The sequence below is a fragment of the Acinetobacter sp. YH12096 genome, from assembly GCF_013419215.1.
Lineage (GTDB): Bacteria > Pseudomonadota > Gammaproteobacteria > Pseudomonadales > Moraxellaceae > Acinetobacter > Acinetobacter amyesii.
On record NZ_VPAM01000019.1, the window covers coordinates 1 to 17,778 of the forward strand.

At 40.3% G+C, this 17,778-nt stretch carries 19 protein-coding genes and 1 pseudogene; 6 read left to right on the top strand and 14 right to left on the bottom strand.

The genetic code is table 11. The features are described 5' to 3' along the window. Nucleotides 1-268: 268 nt before the first annotated feature. The 5 genes and pseudogenes from FTU36_RS09340 to def form a co-directional block, all read right to left on the bottom strand. Entirely contained in the window at nt 269-1,309 is a 1,041-nt protein-coding gene (locus FTU36_RS09340) for a molecular chaperone DnaJ (RefSeq protein ID WP_180117590.1), read from the bottom strand. Between the two features lie 120 nt (nt 1,310-1,429). Then, a pseudogene (locus FTU36_RS09345) lies at nt 1,430-1,891 on the bottom strand (glutaminase); the annotation flags it as partial. Between the two features lie 64 nt (nt 1,892-1,955). Next, nucleotides 1,956-2,408: a hypothetical protein gene (locus tag FTU36_RS09350; protein ID WP_180005323.1), complete on the bottom strand. Its 453-nt coding sequence runs from the start codon at nt 2,406-2,408 to the stop codon at nt 1,956-1,958. Nucleotides 2,409-2,426: 18 nt separating this feature from the next. Further along, nucleotides 2,427-3,638, bottom strand: a complete 1,212-nt coding sequence (locus FTU36_RS09355) for a GGDEF domain-containing protein (protein ID WP_180089132.1) — start codon at nt 3,636-3,638, stop codon at nt 2,427-2,429. A gap of 190 nt (nt 3,639-3,828) precedes the next feature. Further along, nucleotides 3,829-4,311, bottom strand: a complete 483-nt coding sequence (def, locus tag FTU36_RS09360) for a peptide deformylase (RefSeq protein WP_180025816.1) — start codon at nt 4,309-4,311, stop codon at nt 3,829-3,831. A gap of 742 nt (nt 4,312-5,053) precedes the next feature. Here def and FTU36_RS09365 point away from each other — a divergent pair. Next, nucleotides 5,054-6,334, top strand: coding sequence for an MFS transporter (locus FTU36_RS09365; protein WP_180055499.1), 1,281 nt, complete (start codon nt 5,054-5,056; stop codon nt 6,332-6,334). A gap of 51 nt (nt 6,335-6,385) precedes the next feature. On the opposite strand, the gene FTU36_RS09370 is transcribed toward FTU36_RS09365, so the two are convergent. The 4 genes from FTU36_RS09370 to pnuC all read right to left on the bottom strand — a co-directional run bounded on the left by FTU36_RS09370 (nt 6,386) and on the right by pnuC (nt 8,413). Next, nucleotides 6,386-6,883: a DUF2505 family protein gene (locus tag FTU36_RS09370; RefSeq protein WP_078192225.1), complete on the bottom strand. Its 498-nt coding sequence runs from the start codon at nt 6,881-6,883 to the stop codon at nt 6,386-6,388. A 165-nt stretch (nt 6,884-7,048) separates the two neighbouring features. Beyond that, nucleotides 7,049-7,342, bottom strand: coding sequence for a hypothetical protein (locus FTU36_RS09375; protein ID WP_180109071.1), 294 nt, complete (start codon nt 7,340-7,342; stop codon nt 7,049-7,051). Between the two features lie 109 nt (nt 7,343-7,451). Continuing rightward, nucleotides 7,452-7,751, bottom strand: a complete 300-nt coding sequence (locus FTU36_RS09380; RefSeq protein ID WP_180005316.1) for a hypothetical protein — start codon at nt 7,749-7,751, stop codon at nt 7,452-7,454. Nucleotides 7,752-7,828: 77 nt separating this feature from the next. Beyond that, nucleotides 7,829-8,413, bottom strand: a complete 585-nt coding sequence (pnuC, locus tag FTU36_RS09385) for a nicotinamide riboside transporter PnuC (RefSeq protein ID WP_180005315.1) — start codon at nt 8,411-8,413, stop codon at nt 7,829-7,831. Between the two features lie 222 nt (nt 8,414-8,635). Between pnuC and FTU36_RS09390 the strand changes: the two genes are divergently transcribed. The 3 genes from FTU36_RS09390 to FTU36_RS09400 are packed head-to-tail and all read left to right on the top strand — an operon-like array spanning nt 8,636 to nt 10,980. Further along, complete coding sequence (locus FTU36_RS09390; RefSeq protein ID WP_180007551.1) at nt 8,636-9,421, top strand: crotonase/enoyl-CoA hydratase family protein; 786 nt, start codon at nt 8,636-8,638, stop codon at nt 9,419-9,421. 54 nt (nt 9,422-9,475) lie between these two features. Beyond that, nucleotides 9,476-10,366: an alpha/beta fold hydrolase gene (locus FTU36_RS09395; RefSeq protein ID WP_180117592.1), complete on the top strand. Its 891-nt coding sequence runs from the start codon at nt 9,476-9,478 to the stop codon at nt 10,364-10,366. 50 nt (nt 10,367-10,416) lie between these two features. Continuing rightward, complete coding sequence (locus FTU36_RS09400; RefSeq protein WP_180007549.1) at nt 10,417-10,980, top strand: TetR/AcrR family transcriptional regulator; 564 nt, start codon at nt 10,417-10,419, stop codon at nt 10,978-10,980. Here the strand turns inward: FTU36_RS09400 and FTU36_RS09405 are convergent. After that, nucleotides 10,962-11,450 (bottom strand): hypothetical protein, encoded by a 489-nt coding sequence (locus FTU36_RS09405; protein WP_180117594.1) that lies wholly within the window; start codon nt 11,448-11,450, stop codon nt 10,962-10,964. The genes FTU36_RS09400 and FTU36_RS09405 overlap by 19 nt on opposite strands. Nucleotides 11,451-11,885: 435 nt before the next feature. On the opposite strand from FTU36_RS09405, the gene FTU36_RS09410 reads away from it, so the two are divergent. Continuing rightward, on the top strand, nt 11,886-12,332 hold the full coding sequence (locus FTU36_RS09410; RefSeq protein WP_180106548.1) for a GNAT family N-acetyltransferase: 447 nt from the start codon (nt 11,886-11,888) through the stop codon (nt 12,330-12,332). 102 nt (nt 12,333-12,434) lie between these two features. Here FTU36_RS09410 and FTU36_RS09415 read toward each other — a convergent pair whose 3' ends face one another. From FTU36_RS09415 to FTU36_RS09430, 4 genes are all read right to left on the bottom strand, one after another. Continuing rightward, nucleotides 12,435-14,231 carry a diguanylate cyclase domain-containing protein gene (locus tag FTU36_RS09415; RefSeq protein ID WP_180021461.1) on the bottom strand — a complete coding sequence of 599 codons (1,797 nt, stop codon included), beginning with the start codon at nt 14,229-14,231 and terminating at the stop codon, nt 12,435-12,437. A gap of 187 nt (nt 14,232-14,418) precedes the next feature. Continuing rightward, on the bottom strand, nt 14,419-14,757 hold the full coding sequence (locus FTU36_RS09420) for an FKBP-type peptidyl-prolyl cis-trans isomerase (protein WP_180005310.1): 339 nt from the start codon (nt 14,755-14,757) through the stop codon (nt 14,419-14,421). Between the two features lie 340 nt (nt 14,758-15,097). Further along, on the bottom strand, nt 15,098-15,628 hold the full coding sequence (locus tag FTU36_RS09425) for a YaeQ family protein (protein WP_180011468.1): 531 nt from the start codon (nt 15,626-15,628) through the stop codon (nt 15,098-15,100). Between the two features lie 65 nt (nt 15,629-15,693). Continuing rightward, nucleotides 15,694-16,707 (bottom strand): GTP-binding protein, encoded by a 1,014-nt coding sequence (locus FTU36_RS09430; protein WP_168379278.1) that lies wholly within the window; start codon nt 16,705-16,707, stop codon nt 15,694-15,696. A 568-nt stretch (nt 16,708-17,275) separates the two neighbouring features. Between FTU36_RS09430 and FTU36_RS09435 the strand changes: the two genes are divergently transcribed. Further along, nucleotides 17,276-17,497, top strand: coding sequence for a hypothetical protein (locus FTU36_RS09435; RefSeq protein WP_078191424.1), 222 nt, complete (start codon nt 17,276-17,278; stop codon nt 17,495-17,497). The last annotated feature ends 281 nt before the right edge of the window (nt 17,498-17,778 follow it).

Sequence of the window (17,778 nt, forward strand, 5' to 3'; positions counted from 1 at the left end):
CCATACTGGCAGGGCTTTCAATACTATTGAACACTCTTCAGTTGTTGTCAGAGTATTCGTCTGATGAGCTGAATGCGATTGCTCAGATCGCATTCAATTTATAAAAAATGTGTAGATACCTATGCCCATAGGGGGAGGGAACATTCATTGTGACATCACTTAATTTAAATTATCTAATTTAAAAAATATAACAGCTAAATTTTACCCAAAATTCAATCAATAATGGAAATCCCCTCTCCTCCTAGGAGAGGGTTAGGGAGAGGTGCTTTTATAAAACCCCATTCTCCAACAACACTTCCAACCCTTTCACCTTTTCCATATATTTCAGCCGTTCCTTTTCCCACTTCACTTGTTCTTTCAGCACTGAGACATCGCCATCAATCACCTTATACACATCTTTCACCTGCATATTTTTCGGCTTTGGATTTTCACTCCAGTGGAAACTATCTGTGATGTCATCAATCTGACTGGCTAGCCGTTGGCTTTGAGCTTCTAAAGCCATTTTATAAAACTTTAAATGTTCATCAGTTAAGGCTTTAGGGCTTTTACCTTTATTGGTTTCAAGCTGTAATTGCAGTTTCAGTAAATAAAACAAATCCTGTGCTTCATGGGCTTGGTTCACCACTTGCAGCAGCTCAGTTTTTTCTGCTTTTTTCGATTCATCAGGCTCACGGTCAGGGTGAATCATGGCAGTGATTTTTAAATACACAGTTTTCAGTGATTGGTTCACTAACTTTTCAGCTTGCTCACGTTTTTGCGCTAAGCGTCTGCGCTGATGCTCTTCTTTCTCACGTTGATATTGATCGCTATCCCACGCTTCATAAGACTCATTTTGTTCTGTCGTTTCTTGTTCTATATCAACATAACCTTCTACTTTGCTCTGTTCAGTTTGGGCCAACTTGGCTTTTTTATTCAGCTTTTGATTATGTGCATGGTGCTGCTGATAAAAAGCATCTACTTCAGTGACTTTTTCAAGTTCGGCTGTATTTAAGTAATTGGATTTTTTCAACTGCTTTGCCAATTTGGTTAGTTTGGCATCAAGCTGTGCTAAATCGGCTTTGGCAAAGTCTTCTTGCTGTATGTGCTGCCAAAGTTGTGCAAGCTGGCGGTAGTACACCGCATGCAAATCACGATAAATCGGCACAAGTTTTAACTGAATATAACTCTGAATCTCACTTTTGGCATTTTGCCAAAGATCTAAATCCAGCTTTTGCTGTTCGATTTGCTCAATCAGTTTATTCAGCTTTTTATGCTGTGGGGATAAAGCTTCAACTCTCGGGAGTAAACTGACTTTTAACTCAAAAGACATAAGCAAATTTAACGCAAAAAGAAAATTATAGCCGATCTAAGCACTAAACTTATGAGCATGTTGTATAAATCAACAATGGACTTTTATCCATTAACGCTCAAACCGTTGTAAATATTGACTCAACTCTTCTCGAACAACCACCTCATGCCCTGCCAGTTCACTTAAAAATTCGCGGAGTTTTTCAGCTCGGGTGCTGTGTTCGTCATGCGGTAAAAGTGAATGTGTGGTGATTGCCCCCGAATTGATCATCGGGTTTTTCGGGGTATTGCTTTGTGGATCGAGCGCAATTTGATTAAACGCCTCTCCCGATGGCTCGACACCGACCTTTTGTAAAACGCTATCCAAGCCAAGATGACGAATCGCTAAGGCATAAGCAAAGGGTTTAGACATCGACTGTATGGTGAACTCGACTTCGTCATCACCTGTGGAATAAATCGTGCCATCTACGGTAGACAGTGCCAAAGCCAGTCTATTCGGATTGGCATGGGCTAACTCAGGAATATAATCTGCTAAATCTCCGTGCTGATTGGCATCGCAGGCATTAAAGACATGCTGTAAATAATCTGGAACAGGCGTTTTCATAAGGTCTATTTTTTGTTGTGTGCTTTTTTATTTATAACAAATTGAGCTGCATCTGTATAAGTCCTTATGGTGAAGACGCATTCTGAGCTAAAACTTGTATGTGCTGTAGGTTTAAATGGTGCATCATTTCTCGAATAAAAACGAAATAACTGAGTTGAATGATTGCCTGCTCACCAAATAGATTTTGATAATATTCGGTATGTTCAATCATTTCATTAAAGCCATGTTCTAGGCTTTGTCGGTCAATGTGGGTCGCATGTTCAAAAAAGCTCTGCGCCAATAGATGCAGCATCGCATCATTCGACTGAGCATAGCGCTGCGTCTGATAATCGAGCTGTAATCGTTCTAAAATTTCTTCAATTTCATAGATCAAATATTCAATCGCTAAAGCATCGAAGCGCTGATGTCGGACACATTTTTGCACCAAAGCGACTAAGCCATGATCAAAATGAATATTCTGTTGCTCGGTCTGAAAGTCGAGCTGCGCTAATCCGAGCTGAAATTGTAATTGCTGCATAACTATCGTTTAAATTATTTAATCTTCTGCCAATTTTAACTCACGAAAGCTGCGTACTTGGTTACGACCTTGTTGCTTTGCCATATACAGCGCTTGATCGGCCATACGCGTGACCATAGCAGACGGTGTCCCCTCGATCGCAGTTGCTACACCAAAACTTGCACTAATCTTCAACATATGTTGGTTGGCTATCATGGTTTCAGCGTCAGAAATGGCCAATCGACAACGTTCAGCGACCTCTATCGCCTGCTCTAAACTCTGATTTTTTAGAATTAAAATGAATTCTTCACCGCCATAACGCCCAACCACATCTTGTACACGAGTATTGTCATTTAAAATTTGAGCAACACGTTGTAAAACGGCATCTCCTGCATCATGTCCATATTGGTCATTGATCAATTTAAAATGGTCGAGATCAAGCAAAACCACTGCAAATTCAGGCCGTGTCTGTTTGCTGAGCGTATCAAGTTCATGACTGACATAACGACGGTTAAACACATTGGTCAGGCCATCAACACGGCTGAGGACTTCCATCTTTTGTTCACGGTGTCGCCACTGTAAAAGCAAAATCTGAAAAAATACTGCACTGACGATCAATATGGGCAAATACAACTCCGCCATACTCATGAGCCAAAAGGCGTTGTCGTAAAACTCACTCTGTTTTAAAGCTGGGCTGAAAATCGGTGCATATTCTAGATGGTCAATCGAAGTTTGATAGCAAATGTAGCCAATAAACAGTGTGATCGGAAATGTAATACTGAGCATAATCGCAGGACGATAAAAAACCAAACCGACCATCAGCAGATTGACCGTCCCCGCCATAGTGGCAGGACTATAGATCCCGATCATATAGCCACCATAGATCATGCCGATCCCAAACAGGACGGGCGCAAAATAGCTAAAAAACAGTCTAAAATTTAAATATTTTTTGAAATAAAGACTGAGTACTGCCAATACGCCATAACTGAGTAGGACTATACAAGCGACGATGATCCTGAACTTGAGTTCACTCGGATTAAACCAAATCCGATTGGTCGAATAATAAAAATTCATGATGCACCACTTCAACACGCTAACTTGACTCAGCATGCCAAAGATGAGAAGTAAACGCCCTTTATCGTAGTCAGACCAATTGATGATGAGATAGTCTGACTCAAACAAAAGATGCTTCAATTTACGCCATTGTACGCCCCATTTCGTACAGACAGCATTGCCCCAATTTTTCCCCATTAATCTACTTTTTTATTTTATTATTTCGCTAGTTATACAAGGTTTTAGCTTCAAAAAGAAAGTCTATTTTCACAGTTAAGCATGCAATCTTTGAAGCCTTTAAACTTCACTTGCACCACTATTCAAATTACTTTTCCGCTATTTTTTTAGCTCAATTGGTCACTTTTATATTTTTGGAATAGCACGGTTTTTATTCTAAACGCTCGGTGAATAAGATCCCATTCAGATGATCGACCTCATGTTGTACGATCCGTGCGGGAAAGCCATTCAAGGTTTTCTCTTTGACTTCACCTTGAAGGGTCAAATATCGCACGTGAATTTGCTCGGCTCTCGGGACTTGTCCTCGTGCATTCGGCACACTTAAGCAGCCTTCTTCACCCAAAACCGTGGTCGTAGATCGAGATGTAATCACTGGATTGACCATCACGATCGCCTCCATTTCAGGCGCATCGGGATAGCGTAAATTTGCACGTGAAGCCACGATAATTACCCGCTTAGAAACATAAATTTGCGGTGCGGCAATGCCTACGCCTTGACGCTCAAGCATAGTGGCATGAAGTGTTTCACTTAGTGCAGTTAACCATGCAGAACCTATTTCAGATGCTTGCACCTCTGCGGCAGTGAGCGTCAAAATTGCTTCACCACGTTGTGCAACAGCAGCAATATGACTCATGTATTTATCCTTTTTTAAGTCTAGCAAGCTTAAATTATTTAACTGATGTTACGCACGTAAAAGTAATTACGCATTTTTAAAATGATATTTAAGTTTATTCGACGAAGTCTTACATCTAGGATTTAAATAAAGGGGTTAGCCTTCGGCTGGAGGTACTCTTACGAAACAATGTTTCTCATTAGGCAAAATGAGAAGCAAAGCTTCGCAAGGAAACCATCTTGCGGTGCAATGCACCTCACCGACAAAACTCGTTCACTAGTATCAAATTATTCAAAGTATCGCAAAAACATTTTTGATTAGAAGGAGTCCTGTCTCAAACACTTGCGGATGACGTTACCGCTTATCATTCTTTCATTTGAATCAAATTACGCTTCTGATGTTACTGCGTAACATCAGTTATTTAAAAAAAAACAACCATGCAATATGCATTATTATCGGTTCTGAGTATAAAACAACGGCATGCTATGGCTTTGAATCTTTTATGGTTTATATAGAGCACAAAGTAAAATAGCAGATCACACCGCCCTATACTATTGATATTTATCATTTATATTCCAAGATTTAACGCCATCCATCACCAATCATTCTTTAAGTTAATGCGACTTTATCTATATTATTTTGTTCTTAATTCACGATATTTTCATAACTATAAGTTTTTAATAAGGCAACAAAGTTTGATTATTCAATAAAAATTTGAATCACTAAAATCCTCAAATGCTATTTGCTGCTGGAAAATATTTGCATGGAAGCTCAGCCACGCCTGACTCGTCAAGATAAACGTACCCTCGGACTGTCATCCCTCGGTGGCGCACTCGAGTTTTATGACTTTGTCATTTATGTGTTTTACGCCAAAATTATTTCGGAACTGTTTTTCCCCACTGGACTCAGTCCATTTTGGGCGATGCTGAATACTTACGGTATTTTTGCAGCCGGATATTTTTTCCGCCCGTTGGGTGGTGTGGTGATGGCGCATTTTGGCGATTTGATTGGTCGTAAGCGTTTATTTAGTTTGTCTATTTTACTCATGGCTCTACCTACACTGATGATCGGTGTGATGCCGACTTTTGAAAGTATTGGTTATGCAGCACCACTTTTGCTCCTACTGATGCGTGTGATTCAAGGCATCGCGATTGGTGGTGAAATCCCTGCGGCATGGACTTTTGTTTCAGAGCATGTGCCTGAGCAAAAAATTGGGATCGCCAATGGCTTACTCACTGCTGGCTTATCTTTAGGTATCCTATTGGGCGCACTGATGTCATTGTTTATTTCATTACAATTTACAGAGTCAGAAATCCATGATTGGGCATGGCGGATTCCATTCATTCTAGGCGGAATCTTTGGTTTTGTTGCGCTCTATCTCCGCAGTTATTTAAAAGAAACGCCTGTATTTAAAGCCATGCAAGAAAAGAAACAATTGGCTAAAGAGCTTCCTGTGAAACAAGTGCTGCAACAGCACAAAACAGGCGTTGTGATTGGTATGCTGTTTACATGGTTCTTAACTGGCTGCGTTGTTGTATTGATTTTAGCGATGCCAAATCTACTCACGGGCGCCTTTGGTTTTGAACGGGCCGATGCCTTTAAAATGCAAAGTGCCGCTATTGTGATGCAAATGGTCGGTTGTATCTTGGCAGGTCTTTTGGCAGATCGCTTCGGTGCGGGTAAAGTGATGCTATTCGGTTCCCTCCTTGTTGCGATAATTGCGGGCGTGTTCTATAACAGCCTGGGCCATGTGGCAGCATCGACCGTGTTTGCGCTCTATATGCTGCTCGGTTTGGCATCAGGCACGGTTGGTATGGTGTCTTATAGTATGGTGAAAATGTTCCCTGCACAGATTCGTTTCTCGGGCATTTCATTTTCATACAATTTGGCCTATGCCATCGCGGGTGGTATCACCTTGCCATTGGTTCAATGGTTGAGTTTATACAGCAACATTGGCGCCATGTATTATATTTGGACCGTCTGTTTGGTGACCTTCTTTACTGCGATGCTTTATCGTCAACGTTTTGAAAAAACTTCGCACTAAAAATAAAAAAGCGGTCAATGACCGCTTTTTTTAACTTGCTTTCAAATCAATTCAGGCTTTTAAATTTTTACGCAATTCATCTTCTACAATTTCAATCTCAAGCTGACTAAAACGACGAATTTCACCTTCTGCATGTTTTTCAAGTAATCCACCAATCAGTGGAACTTTGACTTTCACCGTCCAGTCCAAATTGAAACTCACTTGTGTTGCATCACCACTGACACTTCGTTTACAACTGGCTTCGAGCGGTAGGTTCGGATCTAGTTTGACGTCAGAGGTTAATGCCGCCAAATTACTAATATCCGTACGTTTCAGACGAAACGCATCTTTTAAAAACTTCTTGGCAATATCTGGAATATTTACATCCAGGTTATACGCACGTTTTAAGGTATACATATCACCTGTTTTTTTTGATTCTAAAATTTCTAGATTTTCACCCGGTATGCGTTTGCACACCGCTTCATGCAAGCTGATATCTGCGGCTAGTCGTTTAAAATCTTCAAGTGAAACGCCATGAATTGTGGCATTGACGGTAAATTGATGTGCCATTCTCGTAATCCTTCAGGTCAATATTGGTTTTATTGTTTTATTTCGCCCAGTCTACAGTTGCTAAAACTGTGCTTTGGATTAAATCGGAAAGCGCTGTGGCTGTCATTGACCTGAAACCAAACTGAAAAAACAGAATTGCCATACTGCAACTCATTGGACTCTGCCTTAAAGGACTTTTTGATAGATTTGCCCATGCTGATCTTTGAACTCGAGCTGAAATTCCCAGCCCGCATCAATTTTTAAATACATCTCCGCGTAGGACAACTTTGCGTACCAATGACCAAAGTCGAGGCTAAAAATATCAAAGCTGGCTTGTTCAGGAAGCTGTTGCATTGGTTTTGCATGTATTAAAGCGCTAGGTTCAAAAGACTTGCAGTGCGAGCCATAATGATGAAACAGTTCAAAACATAGCTGATTAAAAATTTCAAATGTTGAATCTTTGGGATCAAGTTGCGTCATTGCTTTAATAGCTTCCCATATCTTTTCATTTCTTCTTGCGCTTATTTTTATATTTCTATAACAAATCTTTGTGGTACTGCTTTTATAAATCTCAGTTTAATTTAAGTTGTTAATTTAACAGCATGCTATGCACTACACCATCCCGATCACGGTGTACCAATTTGATTACTTGTGAATAATCGATCAAGATGCTTTGGTGTTTATAACTGATTTGGATGCCGTATTCATCTGCACCATCATCCAAACCGCTGATGCTACATTGCGTGCCTTGTGGAAATGCATTGAGCCATTCAGCGTTATACACATCTGCTATTTGTTCAAACTGAAAAAAGCTCGCTTTTTGCTGCAATAGAAACCCAGCTTGTCGATCAAAACGCAGTTGCTGCTCAAGTTGAAAGTCGATAATCATGACTCTGCACGCTCTTTACTTATTCATCGGGTTCGGAATCGGCTATTAAAAGTAGCTTTGCCATCACCCAATGATCCTTATAAAGCTTTCATCGCCTGTTGCTGCTGTTTATTTTTGACTTGTGTCCATTGCCACCAACCAAATGCCGCCAAGCCCACAAAACCAGCATACAACGCCGCAGTGAGATACAGGTCTTTGTATATAAACATACCCACATAGATAATATCGACAAATACCCAAAGCACCCAAGTAGCAATATGTTTCCGGCTGGTCCAATACGTTGCGAGTAAGCTAAACGCGGCCAATTGTGCATCCAAAATCGGTACGGCTGCATCGGTAAAATAGTGCAAACTTAAACCAAAAATCAAACCGCCCACCGCTGCTAAGAGCATTTGAAAGATCACGAGTTTGGTCGCAATCGGTTCAATACGGATGTCATGATCTTGTTGTTTGCCCTTCAACCAGTGATAAAAACCGTAGAAGTTCACCACCACAAAGAAAAACTGCAAAATGGTTTCGCCATAAAGTTTGTAGGTATAAAACAAGTAGGCATACAGCAAAAAAGCTGCAAAGTTAAACCACCAACACCACATATTTCGCTTAATGGTTAAACTCACCCCGATTAAGCTAATAATAACTGCAAATATTTCTAAGTTCGACATGGTTGATTGGGCCTTAAAAAAGCTGCAGCTATTATGGAAAAAATCAGCCCAAAGGCAAGCTATATCACACACTATTTCATATCAACTCTGTAAATTTTAAATCAAACCACTCATCCACCAGACGATGATTTTGATGTTTTGAACGCATCAGTTTTGACAGTTTTCTAACAATCTTTTAAAAACTTAGCTATGCATAAAGAATAATTAGAAGGAATTATCCAAATGTCAGAACAACAAGGTCGTGTAAGTCGAGAAATTCGTGGTCATCTTTATTTAATCGGTTTGGACCGTGCAGATAAACGAAATGCGTTTGACAGTCATTTAATTCATGACCTTTCACTGGCGCTCACTGAATATGAAGATGATCCAAATTTACGCTGTGCGGTGATTTTTGCTCATGGCGATCATTTTACTGCGGGTCTAGATCTGGTCGAACTACAACCCAAACTTGGCAGCGGGCTGTTTAATTTTCCTGATCAGCAAATTAATCCGTGGGGAACCAACTCACGACAACGAAAAAAACCAGTTGTGGTCGCGGTACAAGGGTTCTGTTTTACAGCGGGTATTGAACTCATGCTGAATGCCGATATCGTGATCGCACAGCGTCACACGGAGTTTGCTCAAATGGAAGTGCAACGTGGCATTCTTCCTTTTGGTGGTGCAACAGTTCGTTTTGTGCAAGCAGCGGGTTGGAATAAAGCCATGCGCTATTTACTCACAGGTGAACGTTTCAATGCGCAAACGGCATATGACATGAACTTGGTGACTGAAATCACTGACCAAGCACCCTTATCTCGTGCCATTGAACTTGCGGAACAAATTGCGCAGGCTGCACCACTGGCGGTTCAGGCAACACTCGCTGCAGCACAGCAAGGTGTGCATTTGGGAGCCGATGCTGCCTTTGCTCAATTAGATCAGCACTTACAGCCATTACTAAAAACACAAGATGTACAAGAAGGCGTGATGGCCATGCTACAACGTCGCGCAGCCAATTTTCAGGGCAAGTAAGCCTTTATTTAAACTGAGTAAACCCTTTCCGTCCTGCCCATCCAGAGAAAAATTATGTCAACGGATTTAGAACCAGCAGCGCAAGAAATACATAGTACACCCGTGAGTTTCCCTGCAACCGATGGCTATACGCTTTCAGGCGTTGAATATCGGCCTAATTCTGCCGCTAAAGCCAATATTATTATTTCAAGTGCAACAGGCGTCCCTCAACAATTTTACCGTCGGTTTGCCGAGTATGCCGCAGGACTCGGTTATCAAGTACTGACTTTTGATTATCGTGGTATTGGACGTTCTGCACCGTCAAAACTTAAAGGCTTTAAGATATCCTACCTCGACTGGGGACGTTATGACCTTTCTGGTGCCATAGCTTATATGCAACAACACGGCCTGCAAACTTTTCTAGTGGGACACTCCTATGGCGGTCAAGCACTAGGCCTCACCTCAAATCATGATCAGATTCGTGCCATGTATTGTTTTGGCACGGGCGCAGGCTGGCATGGCTATATGCCATTTAAGGAAAAAATGAAGGTTCATGTGATGTGGAATATCGTTTTTCCGCCGATGGTTGCCGTCAAAGGGTATTTGCCTTGGAGCAAACTCAATATGGGCGCTGACCTCCCTGTCGATGTCTATAAGCAATGGCGTCGTTGGTGTAAAAACCCAACCTATTTCTTTGCCGACCCTGAGCTGAGTGAGCTATCTCAACAATATGCTGCAGTTCAAACGCCGATTTATGCGGTCGCTGCACTCGATGATGACTGGGCATTACCCAATTCACGACATGCTTTTATGCAACATTATGCGCAAGCGTCAATGCAATATATCAATATTGAAGCGCAAGATTATGGTCTAAAACATATTGGTCATATGGGATATTTCCGCAAAGGTGCTGAACCCTTATGGCAGGAAGTCATTGGAAGGTTTGACGAACTATTAGTCACCTAGACCGATTTACTTCATACACATCACATTGATTTATTCGGATAGAGAGATACATGCGTCCACGGAAAAACACCTCAGAACACCTATTGCTACAGTCAGCACACGCCTTTAAACGCTATGGCTATATGGGCTGCAGCATGGGGAAATTGGCTGAAGCCTGTGGACTTTCAAAAGCTGCTTTTTATTACGACTATCCGAATAAAGACGCTTTGCTGATGGAAATTTTAAACCTGACACACGTGAAGTTAAAGCACAGTATTTTTCAGCAATTACAGCAATCCACTGCATCACCTCAACAGACTTACCCGCACATCCATCAACTGGCCATCCAGTTTTTTAGCCAAGGTGGATTAGGTTGTTTAGTCGGGATATTAAGTATGGAACGTCAACATTTGCCTACCGAGATTTTTGCGAAATTACAGTCCATCTTTCACGAGTGGCAACTCGCCTTTGAAGTGTTTTTTCAGCGATGCATGAGCATCGAACATGCCGCGCAACTTGCCAAAATCAGCTTGGCGGATTATGAAGGCGCAATTTTAATGGCCCGAATAACCGATGATTTGAGTTATCTCGATTTAGTCCAAGATCGCATTTTGCTTCAACTTGCGGAGTCTTGATAGCGATATTCAATTTTATGTTCTTCGCCAAAACGGTCGACATGTGTATAAAACTCACCGTATCGGCCTAAATAATACTCGAGCGATTGATTGTAAAAACTCCAATAAATCGACCATTCATTCAGATCTAATTGGCGAATTTGAGTTTTACAATTGACTGGCATGCGACGTAAAAAAACTTCTTGTAACTGTTCGGCTGCCTGTAGCGAATCTAATTTGTATTGTTGTTGAAAGAAAATTTCCGCAATATCATCAAAAAGTTGCTGTTCATATTCATCTACTTCAATGACATGATCGACGTCACGAATAGCATCATCATTCGATGCTAAAGAGATACTTTTCGATTTTTTTGGTGCTTGGTAACGCGTATATTTTTGACGATATTTTTCTGTTTTTATTATTTTTTTGACCACGATTCCTGCTGCAGACAACGCAATCAGAATACACATCACAATGAGAAAATTAACCATAATAACAACCTACTGCCGATGACGCGCATGCACATCTTGAATCATCGAATATTTTTATGGACTAATATAACGCACAATAACGTTTAAAATTCATACAAAACTATTTTAAAGCTGAAATCTTGCCTATTTTCTTTGCTAATTTATTTCAAACTATTACACCTGCTGAAATCATTGAGTATGTATACATTTCTAAAAGATCTATTATTACTTTAAAAACAGTATAGTTAGATGCATTTATGTGGTTATTTATCCGTATTTAACGATTAACTTATAAATATACATTTGTAAATTTTGCAACAATTTTGAAATAAAAACCCAACCCAACGGCGCAATGGCTGCAAAAAAACATAAAACGCAACAATAAGCCTCTTTAAGCACAGGGCGATATCTTCTGAAATGGCAGGCTGTTGGAGTTTTTTATAAAAAGAAAAAATTATGATACGCGAAGCACAAATCCAGGACATACCCGAAATTATTCACGTGATTCACAACAGCATTCGTTCATGTATCCAGGACCATCAACGTAATGAAAGTGTGATTCAAACTTGGCTTGAGGAGGCAAATCAATCGAATATTTTAATGTGGATGCTTTATAACGATAGCTGGGTCTACGTTAGTGACAATCGAGTCGTCGGCTTTATTTTAGTCAGTGATCAGGGACAAATTTTACTGAATTATATCTGCCCTGAACGTCAGTACCAAGGCATTGGTAAGGCATTATTGTTGAACATGATGCACTGCGTCAGGAAAAAGAATATTACCGAAATCAGTCTAGAAAGTACCCATACGGCACTCGCCTTTTACCAAAAATATGGCTTTGTCGCACATCAGGATTTTGAGCCTACCGATATTCCGCTCAAACTGGTCAAACAATTGTGTTAATGGCAGATGTAAAATCAAACAGGATAAAATCAAAGTAGATGAATCGATATATGCATTTGCAATGGACATTAGCTATAGAACTTTACGCACCTGCAATACCGCTTAAGGTTTGAGTTGATCGCGTCCTGCCTGTTTGGCCATATATAAATAATGGTCTGCATGCTTCATTAAGGCTTCGATACTGTCGAAGTCATTTTGCTTATCCATCCATGCCATACCCAAACTCAGTGTGACGTAATTTTTATCATCACCCCGATTAACATGTTCAAGCTGTTCATTACGCATGGCTTCGAGTACCAATTGTAATTGCTCTTGGGCAATCGCATACGGAACATCATGCATCAATATGGCAAACTCCTCTCCCCCGTAGCGAGCCACATAGGCTGAACTTGGCAGAGTGTTTTGCATGGTTTTCACGATCTGCTGTAACACCTCATCGCCTTTGAGATGTCCATAGTGGTCATTATAATTTTTAAAATAATCGACATCTAACATGGCAAAGACCAATGTTCGATGGCTATGAAAACGGACCTCCGAATATAAGCGTTGAATTTCAGCATTCAGTGCACGGCGGTTGAATGCCCCCGTTAAGGCATCAATACGAATTTGTAGCTCTAATTTTTTATTCAGCTCATGGAGCTGTAAGGTGCGCTCTTTGACTTTCTGATCGAGTGAACTGTTTAGCTCAAGCAAACTATTATTCAACTGTTCCGTATGCATCGACTGCTGTGCATAATGGTGCGATTGCTGAAACATGATCAACAAGGCATACAAACTGGTTGAAATGAACGATAAATTGACTGAATCAATCAAATTCATCATCAGCAAAAAGTCGTTTAAAAAGGTAATGCACAGGAAAATAACCGCGATTAAATTTAATTTTGAATACGGTTCTTTCTTTTTCAGTGTTACGTAAAAACCATAAGCAAAATTACTTAGAACAACGATCACATAGGCAAAACTGTAAGTTGCCAAAGGTTGAAAAATTTCAGGCGTCGAAACAAAAGTCACTGAAATATTCAACGACAACAGCAAAATCGCGATCTGATAATTTAAGGTAAATAAATAGCGACGACTGAGCAAGTGGATATAACTTAAAAAGAAAATCGATGCCAAATAGGTAAATAAGTATTCTAATCGCGTGCCCCACAACCAATTGATATCGGTAAAAGTGGTATAGGCATAAGGTGCTGAAAATAAATTATGGAGTGCTAAAAAGACAATAAATAAGCCAAACACCAAGTTACTTCGGCTATTGCGACCGCGTAAACCTCGGAAAACAGAAAATAGGATCGTAAATAGTCCCACACCCAAGACGGCGCCCGACACCATCCCAATACTCATCATTTGTTGTTGGAATTGGCGGTTTACTGTCTTGGCGATACCAATACGCATTGGGTTTTCAAACCCGCCATGCATACTGTTAAAACTTGAAGCCTGAATGGTTAAAGTGAAATATTCATCTTGTGCCACAAAATAGGCAATTCGCGGTGCATTCTCCGTTTTTTGTTCTGCTTCAGTACGCCCCACCTCGCCCAAACGAACGATCACATCACCATTTAAAAATACCCGATACGCACCGTACTGATTTGGAATCAATACCGCGATACGTCGACCAATAAATTGTTTAGGGATTTGGAAATGTCCAGTAAATGTCCCAAAACCTTTACTGTCCCCTGTGATGTCTTTAAATGATGCAGGCAGATAGACCGTTTGACCGACTAGAACCGAACTCGGAGACGTTAAAAATTGATTTGGATAAAACAACCATTTGCCTTGTAAGAGGCTACTGGTGTCTTCCGTGAAGTAGATTTGGTTAACTTCGTTTTGATGTTTTAAATAAAACGATTTAGGAGCAGTTTCATACTGTGCTTGAGCAGTCGATACAGTGAGTGCCAATGTAAAAATAATAAAGGTAAGAACCCAGAACAATCTGGTGCAAGGCAACTGTAAAGACAACGGCTTTGATTCCTGCGTTTATACTCGAGCAATTATTCTAATCTACGGTAAAAGACAAAAATAACAACTACTATTTTATCCAATTGATCAATAACGTCCATGTCATTGATCTAAAACAGTCGCTGTATTAATCGCGCGTTTTTACATCATACAATTCAATCTCAAAAATAAGATTTGAATTGGCAGGAATTACATTACCCATTTTACGCTCACCATAAGCCAAATGTGATGGCACGATTAACTTACGTTTACCACCGACTTTCATCCCCATGATGCCCTGATCCCAACCTTTAATCACACGGCCTGTACCAATTACCGTTTCAAAATAATTACCACGATCCAGTGATGAATCGAATTTAGTGCCGTCTTCTAACCAGCCTGTATAGTGTGTTGTAATCAAAGCGCCTTTAACCGCTTCTTTACCTTCGCCTACCACTAAGTCAATAATTTCTAATTCTTTGCTCATGCTCTCAACCTCAAATGCCGCAATCAAAATAAAGCCCTATTATAAACAAAATCGTTCGTAACATGATGCCCTTGAACACTTTGAACTTTCATTGAATGAAGGAGTTTATACGGTAAGAACAACGCTATTTACATAGCTAATAAAGAGGATTCATCCATGGGCGTTACATAAGTTAGGGGCTAGAAATTTCCCGAATTAGATTTTTATTCTGGTTTTAGGTCAACTGATTTTTAAAACAACTATTGAATTAACAGAATCGTATTAGCTGAAAATAGTTATAGCGACAAGGATGCAAGCCTGAACTCACATCCATCTTGATGAGTTAAATCACATCATACGCTTATTGCAATTGTGTCCATTCAATCACAGCTTGAGCTTTATCACCAATCAAAGTCCATTCGCCGTCCATTACGTTTAATTGTAAAGACATGGTCCGTTCGCATAACTCTTGAATGGCAGCCGCACTCGCTTCAGATAATTGCCAAATTTCAACATTCTTCAGTGTTTTCAATTTGCTGTTGCGTTTATACCATTCGTCTACTGAAGAACCATAAGTAATCACAGCGACTTGTGGGCAACGAGCACTGGCTTTTTTGACTTTGTCTTCGTCAGGACAGCCAACTTCAATCCATTTCACCAATTGGCCTGTTAAATCTTTTTCCCACAGCGCTGGTTCGTCTGTTTCGAAAAGATCTTTGGTAAATTCTAAGGCTTCATCTGCATAGCGTGCATATGCCAAGACACGTACCATCAAACGTTCAATCGTTTCAGAAGGATGCAAAGCCATTGTCAATTGATAATCACCATATTGGTGTACATCCATATTGGCAATGTTCAAATCTGCTTTATAAATTGTAGCTTTTAGCGCCATGGTAAAGTCCTCAAATTTGGCGCTTAGCATATAAGATTTAGCAAGCTTTTGCTGCGTTGATTTACTTATTTCTCCGCTTTATCGGCATCGATACGACACTGCATTAAGCGATCTTCAAATTCGAGCCATTCACGTTCAGTTTGGTAAATAATTTCGACACGATTATCGATACTTTCCTCGCTCGACTGATAATTAAACTGATCAGGATTAAAGTTAAAGGTTTTCCAACCTTGGTCTGTCTGAAAAATACCTTTGATCCGTAGCCAATCTTGCTGCTCACAGAGTAAATCTAACAGCTCAAAAAAGTCGAAAATCCATCGTTTTGGGAGTTTCCAACCTGCGACACTATAGCCCTGAGCGGATTCAACATAATGATAAGGCAACTGTTTAATTTCTGTGGGTACATCGACCAACGTTTGCTTTTGCATCGCCAATAAAGGCTGAATTTTACGCGGACTTCCCACATAGGCGAGATCAATATTTGCCAGTTTTAATTCACCTTTGACGACATTGATCCATTGCTGCTGATACGGTAAATACGCTTGTTTGAGTCGTTCCAAACCAGCTTGATCGGCATCACTCATACAATCGACATGAGACACCACAACGATTTGTGCCACTTTGAGTTGATCGGCATACAGGTTTTGCGAAGTCCAATCTTGATCATGTAAGCGTGAGCCATCGACCACGGTCACCAATGCTCGCATGGCTAAATGCGGATGCCAATGTGGCTCAGTCAATTGCTCCAAAAGTTGTCCCGGATGCCCCAAACCTGTCGGCTCAATAAACAGTCGGTCGGGTTTCACCTCTGACAATAACCGTGACAACGCAATTTGCATCGGCAGTTGGCTGCTACAACATAGACATCCACCCAATAATTCCTTCACCGCAAAGCCCTGATCTTGCGGCAACATCTGTTGATCGACCCCAATTTGCCCAAACTCATTCATCAGTACGGCCCAAGTTTCGCCCGCTGGCTTTTGCTTTAATAACTGCTGTAAAACTGTGGTTTTACCCGCACCTAAAAAGCCAGAAATAATATGAACCGGAATCGCACCGTGGGTAGAAACTAATTTCAAAAGTGAGTCACTCAAATAAATAGCCAATGATTGATGGCCTTTACCATAATGATTTCAAAAAAATGCTGCAAGCCTAGTCTTCATTTCTCCGTCTTCATTTTCCTAAAGCATAGATCAGCCTAGTATCCGAGGCATTGAATGATGATCTGGCTGTTAAACAGCCTATTTATTCCATTTGCATGAATGCATGACATATCTGGTCACATTTTATTGGCAAAGTTAACTCTTATATTTAAAAAAATAGCCATATCGAAAAGAATCCTTACATTTGGATTTTAGTGAAAATTCTGGATTCAGCTTAATTACGACTTCGATGTAATCATCATGTAAACAATGAATGAATCATGAAGTCGATTTGGTCATTTTTTCTTGCAAAGTTAAATGAAGATTCCGATATTTTTTTACATTTAAAACACAGGATGGACGGTTATGTATTCATCCAGTTAACCAGTCTGTTTCACTTTGTTGCTCGCATTGATCACTCGGTTTTCTCAATTTAGCATGAGTTCTCTCCTGATGGACGTGATGATCTTTTCAGGACTTACTAAAATATATAAGGATGCTCAAAATGAAATTAACTCAAATTTTACTTGCTTCTACTCTAGCTGCTGCAGCTGCAACAAGTTTTGCTGCCAGCAAAGATAAACAAGAAGCACCTGAACAAGAAAAAGTAGTGGTTAGCACTCAAGAACAGCCAGCGACTGAAACAACTGCTGCTGAAGGTACTGCTGCTCAACCTGCTTCAGAAGCAAATGCTGAAGGTTCTGCACCAGCTCAACCTGCTCAGTAATAGACGGATAGCGTACTCCACACGCTAAATTCATTTAGTCTGCTGCTCAACATTTATCCCTCATTAATAGAATGTTGTGCTAAATGAATTAAAGTCACCGGATCATTGAAAAATGGTTCGGCTTTTTTATGCTCAAAGCCACTGATTAATAGATTTTAATGATCGATAAATCATTCAAAATGATTGATGATTTTCATATAAATAAATATATATCATTCACTTAAAATAAAACCCTGCAAAAAACACGACAATTCGATTCATCGTTTCGACTTATGCCTAGC